7 protein-coding genes, 1 pseudogene and 1 riboswitch are annotated in these 6,287 nt (G+C 61.9%); of the genes and pseudogenes, 3 read left to right on the forward strand and 5 right to left on the reverse strand.

Features of this window, described 5'->3' with window-relative positions:
• Together EN893_RS14145 and EN893_RS14150 are read right to left on the reverse strand one after the other, a co-directional pair.
• A pseudogene (locus tag EN893_RS14145) lies at positions 1 to 192 on the reverse strand (ABC transporter permease); the annotation flags it as partial.
• Between the two features lie 40 nt (positions 193 to 232).
• Entirely contained in the window at positions 233 to 841 is a 609-nt protein-coding gene (locus tag EN893_RS14150) for a YkoF family thiamine/hydroxymethylpyrimidine-binding protein (RefSeq protein ID WP_127271736.1), read from the reverse strand.
• Positions 832 to 945: riboswitch (TPP riboswitch) on the reverse strand. (Overlaps the previous gene by 10 nt.)
• A gap of 195 nt (positions 946 to 1,140) precedes the next feature.
• Between EN893_RS14150 and EN893_RS14155 the strand changes: the two genes are divergently transcribed.
• On the forward strand, positions 1,141 to 1,461 hold the full coding sequence (locus EN893_RS14155) for a hypothetical protein (protein WP_127272385.1): 321 nt from the start codon (positions 1,141 to 1,143) through the stop codon (positions 1,459 to 1,461).
• Positions 1,462 to 1,500: 39 nt separating this feature from the next.
• Here the strand turns inward: EN893_RS14155 and EN893_RS14160 are convergent, their stop codons facing one another.
• From EN893_RS14160 to EN893_RS14170, 3 genes are all read right to left on the reverse strand, one after another.
• Entirely contained in the window at positions 1,501 to 2,532 is a 1,032-nt protein-coding gene (locus EN893_RS14160; RefSeq protein ID WP_127272384.1) for a formyltransferase family protein, read from the reverse strand.
• Between the two features lie 381 nt (positions 2,533 to 2,913).
• Positions 2,914 to 3,432, reverse strand: a complete 519-nt coding sequence (gene msrA, locus EN893_RS14165) for a peptide-methionine (S)-S-oxide reductase MsrA (RefSeq protein ID WP_127272383.1) — start codon at positions 3,430 to 3,432, stop codon at positions 2,914 to 2,916.
• A gap of 132 nt (positions 3,433 to 3,564) precedes the next feature.
• Positions 3,565 to 5,109, reverse strand: a complete 1,545-nt coding sequence (locus EN893_RS14170) for a glycosyltransferase family 39 protein (RefSeq protein WP_127270891.1) — start codon at positions 5,107 to 5,109, stop codon at positions 3,565 to 3,567.
• A gap of 89 nt (positions 5,110 to 5,198) precedes the next feature.
• Between EN893_RS14170 and EN893_RS38090 the strand changes: the two genes are divergently transcribed.
• Together EN893_RS38090 and EN893_RS14175 are read left to right on the forward strand one after the other, a co-directional pair.
• Positions 5,199 to 5,369 carry a hypothetical protein gene (locus EN893_RS38090; RefSeq protein WP_164748724.1) on the forward strand — a complete coding sequence of 57 codons (171 nt, stop codon included), beginning with the start codon at positions 5,199 to 5,201 and terminating at the stop codon, positions 5,367 to 5,369.
• A 38-nt stretch (positions 5,370 to 5,407) separates the two neighbouring features.
• The gene (locus EN893_RS14175; protein ID WP_127270889.1) at positions 5,408 to 6,115 is read left to right on the forward strand and encodes a hypothetical protein; all 708 of its coding nucleotides are present in this window, start codon (positions 5,408 to 5,410) and stop codon (positions 6,113 to 6,115) included.
• Positions 6,116 to 6,287: the final 172 nt, after the last annotated feature.

Here is a 6,287-nt window from a genome sequence, read left to right on the forward strand (position 1 = left end):
GGCCAGCGCCTGGCGATTGAGCAGCGCTTGCTCGAAAACGCGCGACGGCGCCGGCAGTGTCGTCGGCCTGATGCCGGAATAGGTGGCATAAAGCTCCCACGCCAGCAGGAGCAAACCGACCGAGATCATGGCCGGCATTGCCTTGACAAGAAGGCTCGCGATCGGGCGCGAAGCGACTGATGATGTGGCCACGGGAGACAACCTTTGACGGCAGCGCGAAAGCGCGGCTGGTTCAGACAGCCGACGGGCTGTTGGCCGAGACCGTGACGTCGAGGGTTACGTGGCCGGCGCCTGGTCCGAAGCGGCAGAAGGCCTCGTCCAGCGCCGAAAAGATCGCACCGGCATCACCGCGCAGTTTCGTGCAGAAATGCTTGGAACGCTCATAGACGCCGGACTGCTTGAGAAAATCGATGCAGCCGTAGATCTCGTCCATGTGGTCGTCGGTGCCCATCACATAGAGCGAGAACTGCGCCGCCGCCGGCTGGCCGGTGGCAGCAGCATTGCGCACCGCCGCAATGGCCGCATCCTTGCGCGGGCCGAGTGGCCCGACAGGCCCGCCAAGTGCATCGGAGCGGCAGATCGGGTCATCCGGCTCGCCAGGGCACCCGCGCGAGATGGCGGCCGACAACACGCAATGTTTGCCGCTGCGTGCCGCCGCCACGAAGAGGTCGCGCATGGCGGGAAACAGCACTTCGGGCGGCCCGACCAGCAAGGTCGAGATGTCGTCGGTCTCGATCCTGAGCTTGTCGCGCCAGGGATCGAGCGCACCGAGCGCGCCAAGAATGACACCGACGAATTCGTCGGTCATGGGGTATAGGGAAATCTGTGCGCCTGAAAACATCGCCCGCCTCGCTCCGCTGGTATTACCCAGATCAGCTTCTAGGGTCTGTGGGCTTGCCGCCCCCGTCTCAGCCCCGACCGTACGGAGCACCCCTGTGGATGTGCGCCTTAAAGCATCATTCGAGTTCAAGGGAAAGCCGTTTTTTCAGAGCACTGCGCCAAAAGCATTGCGCCAGTCACGGTGCGCCTGAGCGGAATTTTGTCGGGAACCTTCGCCGCCGCGACCGGTTGTCCCCACAGTCGCAACGCGATCACTTTCGTAGAAAACAAGCGACGACTTCACAGAAATGGAGACAAACCATGTTCATGAAAATCCTCGCAGCTTCGGTTCTCACCATTGGTCTGGCCACGTCAGCCATGGCGCAAAGCGCCGGCAGCAACAACGCAAATGGAAGCGGCAGCGGCAAATCGGTGACGGTTGAGCCGAACACGCCGGCTTCACCGAATACGGTCGAGCCGGACACTGTCGACCCGGGCACGACCAACAGCACGACTGGCACGGTAGGGGACATGAATTCGAACGCGGATCAGAATTGCCCGACCAACCCGCAAGGCGCGCAGACGGACGCCGATGGTAACGCGACGGCGCCAACGGTAAACGATAATAATTGTGGCAAGTAACCGCACACGGATGAAGCCGCTGGGCATCGCCCAGCGGCTTCATCCGTTTCTCTGGTCCGCAGCACTCGTTTTGCCGAACAGCCGGATTTGTGGAGCGGGTTTTCCGGCGGGCGGGCGCAAAAACAGGTGTTTTGAATTGAGCAGCCGTTTGAGCACTCTACCGTAGGTAAAATACAGGACCCGACCGTTGGCGAGATCGAATTCCACTGTTCCCCACCGCCTGACCGGAGCCTTTCCTGTGCAAGGCCCCAGCCTTCTGATCTGGAATCCCAGTCTGATTTTGCGCGTTCCGATTTCAAGATAGATGCCTGGCAGAAGGCCGAGCACATGCCATAGCCGTACAACATGCTCGACCGACATGGCCGGCGAGATTATCAGGTGGCTGGGCTGAAGCCGTGCCCAGACGAAGTCGCCTTTCGGCTGCGGCATTCCTGACAACAGCCCCCGGCAGTAGGCCGGCACCGCCTCGCTCACCAGAATCCGCATAGCGGTTGCCGTGCTGTCGACCAAGGCTTCTCTCGAGGTCCAGTCAGCTTCGGAAAACGGCACCTGCCCGAGAATGTCACCCTCGTCAAAACCGGCGGACATCTTGTGGAGCGTGACGCCGCCATGAGCCGCACACCGGCCGTCCACGGCCAAGCGCTGGGTCGGATGTGGCCCTCGATAGTCGGGGAGCAGCGCCGGGTGGAGGTTGACCCCGCCTTTGGAAAAATGGCCAAGAACCTCTTGAGGGATCAAGACAGGCAAAGTGTAGCAGACCAGCACATCGGCGCGGAGGTCAGACAATTGGCGACCAAGCGCATTCCAATCGTAAGGGCGGCCAAATTCGATCAACTTGACAGTCGTGTTACCGACAAACCGCCTGAGCAGCAGCTTGCGTTGAAGCCTTCGTCGGAAATTGCCGATGCTGAAACCGGTGGGACGACGCCGGAACCCGGGCACGATGATCGCGCCAATTGCATTTCCAGCCTCTAGCCAGCCGGCGAGCAGAGGCCCCGTATGGTTAGAGATATCGAGGACAAAAACGGCTGTGATCGGCTCCGAGTGATCGGTCGATTCGATCGGCCTCATCTTCGGCGGCTCAAACGGGCCGACAGATCAGGGCGAGCTTGTCAGGTCGGCTGAGTGGAAGGCGATGCCAAGGCAGTGACAACCGAAAGACGCTCGCGTTTTACAAACACTGGCTTTTCGCAGATTTTCTTCACGGCCCGTCTCCCGAAATCAGCTCTTCCTGCGCAATTGGACTGCGATACGGCAGGCTGTCAACCACCTGACCGTGTTTGCCTACCGCATCCGCATTCGCCGTTGACGAAGGCGTTCGAAGAGCGCTCGGATATTGTGAAAGCTCAATGGCCGACGCGACACGGTGCGCTGACTGAAAGGGGTTTGGATGCGATGACCTGCTCGACGACACCGTCGAGCAGCAATGCAGGGCAAATCGCAGTTGCGAATCTACGAAACCGCCGTCTCGCGAACCGGCAGCTTCCAGCCTGGCCTGACGAAGTGGCAGGTGTATCCGTTGGGATACTTCTCCAGATAGTCCTGATGCTCGGGCTCGGCTTCCCAGAACGGACCAACGGGTGCGACTTCGGTGATGACCTTGCCCGGCCACAGGCCCGAGGCATCGACATCGGCGATGGTGTCCTCGGCGACGCGCTTCTGTTCGTCGCTGGTGTAATAGATCGCCGAGCGATAACTCGTCCCGACATCGTTGCCCTGGCGGTTGCGGGTCGTCGGATCGTGGATCTGGAAAAAGCGTTCCAGCAGCGTGCGATAGCTTATGATGGCCGGATCGAAATTGATCTCGATGGCTTCGGCGTGGGTGCCGTGGTTGCGGTAGGTGGCGTTGGGCACGTCGCCGCCGCTGTAGCCGACACGGGTGGAGATGACGCCGGGATAGCGCCGTATCAAATCCTGCATGCCCCAGAAACAGCCGCCGGCAAGGACTGCACGTTCGGTCGAAGTCGCCATGTCACGTCTCCTCAAAAGCAATTCCAGGAAAAGTGTGTAGCGGTTTTCCGTCTGGAATTGCGTGAAAGCAAGTGGTCTCGCCATAAATGGGCATTGTCACCTGCTTCGTCCAGCGGACGCGGTGGATCTACCTCAATTGCTCGGTTGGGCGAGGCTGTCGATCAAACCCGGTAGCTTCATGCCAGGCGGAATGGCGGCAAAGCTGATCGCCACCGGTGGTGCCCTGAGCGACCAGGCGAAAAGAACGGTCTTGACCGGGATGTTTCCCAGCCACGCCAGCAGCCGAGGTGGCACGCCGCTCCCGGGCCAGACCAGGAGCATACCGTGATCGCGCAGCCGCTGGCTGGTGATCCAGGGGGCGAGCCGCATGTCGAGGTCGGTGAAGATCGACGGCTTGTCATAGGCGTTGAGGCCCGCCAGCAACGCGATGCGGGTATCGCCGCCGACGATGTCGAGCCGACCGGGCACCGCCGCGTGCCAGACCGCCTCGGCTTCGTCCGAAATCTGCCGCGCTGGCCAGCAGACGGCATCCATGCGCCCGCGCAAATTGCAACTCGTCCAGCGGATGCCCGCATAGGCACCGGACATGCCGAGGATGCAGGCGAACGCGCAGATCGCCAGCCGTCGCAGTTCGACGGCGCCAAGCCGATGACCCAGCAAGGCGATCGCCACAACGCCGACCAGATTGTACATCGGCGCGCCCCACGCCTCGCCGGCGCCGGTAAACAGCGAGGCCACCATGACAAGCACCGCCGGACCAAGCCCCATCCACACGAGATAGGCCAGCGCGCCGCGCTCAATGGGCTGTTCCGGCGCGGGCGAACGCCGCAACAGCCCCGATATCGACAGCACCAGCAATAAGCCGCAGAGCCCCGCCATTTGGACACCGATATAGTAAAGGCGGGCGCGGTGGACCAACACCCATTCATCGCGGCCGGCGACATAGGTCAGCGGCAGGAAATCGATGCGGTAGAGCTGGATGGCCAGTGGCGCGGCGACGGCGAGGAAAACCGCGAGCCCAAGCCAGGGCCAGGGCGTGGCGAGCCGATTGCGTGCCCGCGTGTCCGACAACAGCCAGATCGCCCCGAAGAGCAACAGCAGCCCGGTGGAAAACTTGGCATAGAGCCCGACGCCCGACACCAGTCCGAGCGCCAGCCACCAGCCCGGCCCACCGCCACGGCCCGCACGCCACAGCAGCCAGCAGATTGCGGCCCAGAAGGGCATCTGCGCGTAATCATGATTGAACTGCGGTGTCGGCCAGCCGAAGAAATACAATGACGGCATCAAAAGCACGGCGGCCAGCGCGCGGGTTCTCCCGAGCATGTCGCGGGCCAGCAGGTAGACGAAGACGAAGGTCGCCGAGACGACAAGCTGGGCGAGCAGATATTGCGGCCAGCGGAACGATCCGGTCAGAAGATGGCTGATCTCGAGCAGCCAGCCGGGGAGCTGCGGATGCTTGTAGGTCAAAAGCACCCATTCGCGGCCCCACATAAAGCTCTCGACGACATCGCCGGGCGGGGCGGCATCGACAAGCGCCGGCATCACGGTCCAGCACAGGATCTGCGTCAGGCATAAAAGCGCTAGGCCGGCTTCTGGATAGCGCGTCAGCCCCGGCCAGATCGACGACTGCCACCAGTCGCCTGGAACAGAACTGCCGACCGGCAGCCAACCGTTCATGGTTTCGTCGATTCGCGTCATGCGGTGGATAAATCACACCGGACGGTTTTACGAACAGCCCAGAACTTGAAGCTTACGAAAATGTATACTTGGCCGACCATGGCAAAACCAAGATTGAGGCAGAGTTTCGCGCCACCATGCCGCCTCTCCCGTCATCACATGCCAGCAAGACAACAATGGAACACGCCATCGCGCAGCACCCTGAACATGCCGGGCATGGCGCCTTGGGCGTGATCGCGGCAGGCGTCGCCTACGCCTGACCGGTTGCCGTCCCCAAAAAGCATCCAGGATTTGAAAAATGCGCCACCACCATGCCGTCATTCACTACCGTGCGCTCGATTTCTGGATGGCCCGTGCGGCCGTTCTCGTCATCATCTGCCTGCAGCTTCTGGTCATCAACAATCTCTCATTCGGGCCGCGCTGGGTGGCGCCCGCGCTGGAGGCGGCCCTGCTGCTGCCCTTGTCGGTGGCCACCGCCTGGACGCAGGCCGCCACCCGAAAGGCGGTCGAGGACCACGAGTGGCATGCGATCGGCCAGTTTCGGGTCATGATCCGCAGAACAGCCCTGACCATGACCGCCATCATCAGCATCATCAATTGCGGTTCGCTGGTCCTGCTGGTGCGTGCCTTGCTGGAGGGCCATGCCGGCAGTAGCGGTACGACGCTGCTGATCGACGCGCTCAACATCTGGGTCACCAACGTCATCGTTTTTGCCTTGTGGTTCTGGAGCACCGACCGCGGCGGTCCGCCGACCTGCGGCCTCGTCAAGCTCGCACAGGCCGATTTCCTGTTCGCGCAGATGACGTTGAACGACCGTGAGCTTCGAGATTGGCTGCCCGGCTTCGTCGATTATTTCTTCCTCGCCTTCACCAATGCGACCGCATTTTCGCCGACCGATACCTTGCCACTCTCCCAGCGCGCCAAGCTGCTGATGATGGCCGAGGCCATGATCTCGCTGCTGACCATCGCGCTGGTCGCGGCACGCGCGGTCAACATCCTCGCTTGATCGGCCCGACACGCGAAAATAGCCCGCCCGGCGAACCGGAACGGGCTATTTTGGGTTGTCTTCGATGGTTCGATGCCGCGGGAAACGTGCCTCGGCAATTCCGCCAAGCAATCGCCGCCGCACCAGCTATTCGTCCCGCGCGCGGCTGACTCTCCGCACCACGAACTCGAAC

It is taken from the genome of Mesorhizobium sp. M7A.F.Ca.CA.004.04.2.1, from assembly GCF_004022825.1.
Classification (GTDB): domain Bacteria; phylum Pseudomonadota; class Alphaproteobacteria; order Rhizobiales; family Rhizobiaceae; genus Mesorhizobium.

Excerpts from the sequence above, each read along its gene's own strand:
- EN893_RS14150 (WP_127271736.1), bottom strand. The coding sequence starts at position 841 with ATGTTTTCAGGCGCACAGATTTCCCTATACCCCATGACCGACGAATTC.
- EN893_RS14155 (WP_127272385.1), top strand. The coding sequence starts at position 1,141 with ATGTTCATGAAAATCCTCGCAGCTTCGGTTCTCACCATTGGTCTGGCC.
- EN893_RS14160 (WP_127272384.1), bottom strand. The coding sequence starts at position 2,532 with ATGAGGCCGATCGAATCGACCGATCACTCGGAGCCGATCACAGCCGTT.
- msrA (WP_127272383.1), bottom strand. The coding sequence starts at position 3,432 with ATGGCGACTTCGACCGAACGTGCAGTCCTTGCCGGCGGCTGTTTCTGG.
- EN893_RS14170 (WP_127270891.1), bottom strand. The coding sequence starts at position 5,109 with ATGAACGGTTGGCTGCCGGTCGGCAGTTCTGTTCCAGGCGACTGGTGG.
- EN893_RS14175 (WP_127270889.1), top strand. The coding sequence starts at position 5,408 with ATGCGCCACCACCATGCCGTCATTCACTACCGTGCGCTCGATTTCTGG.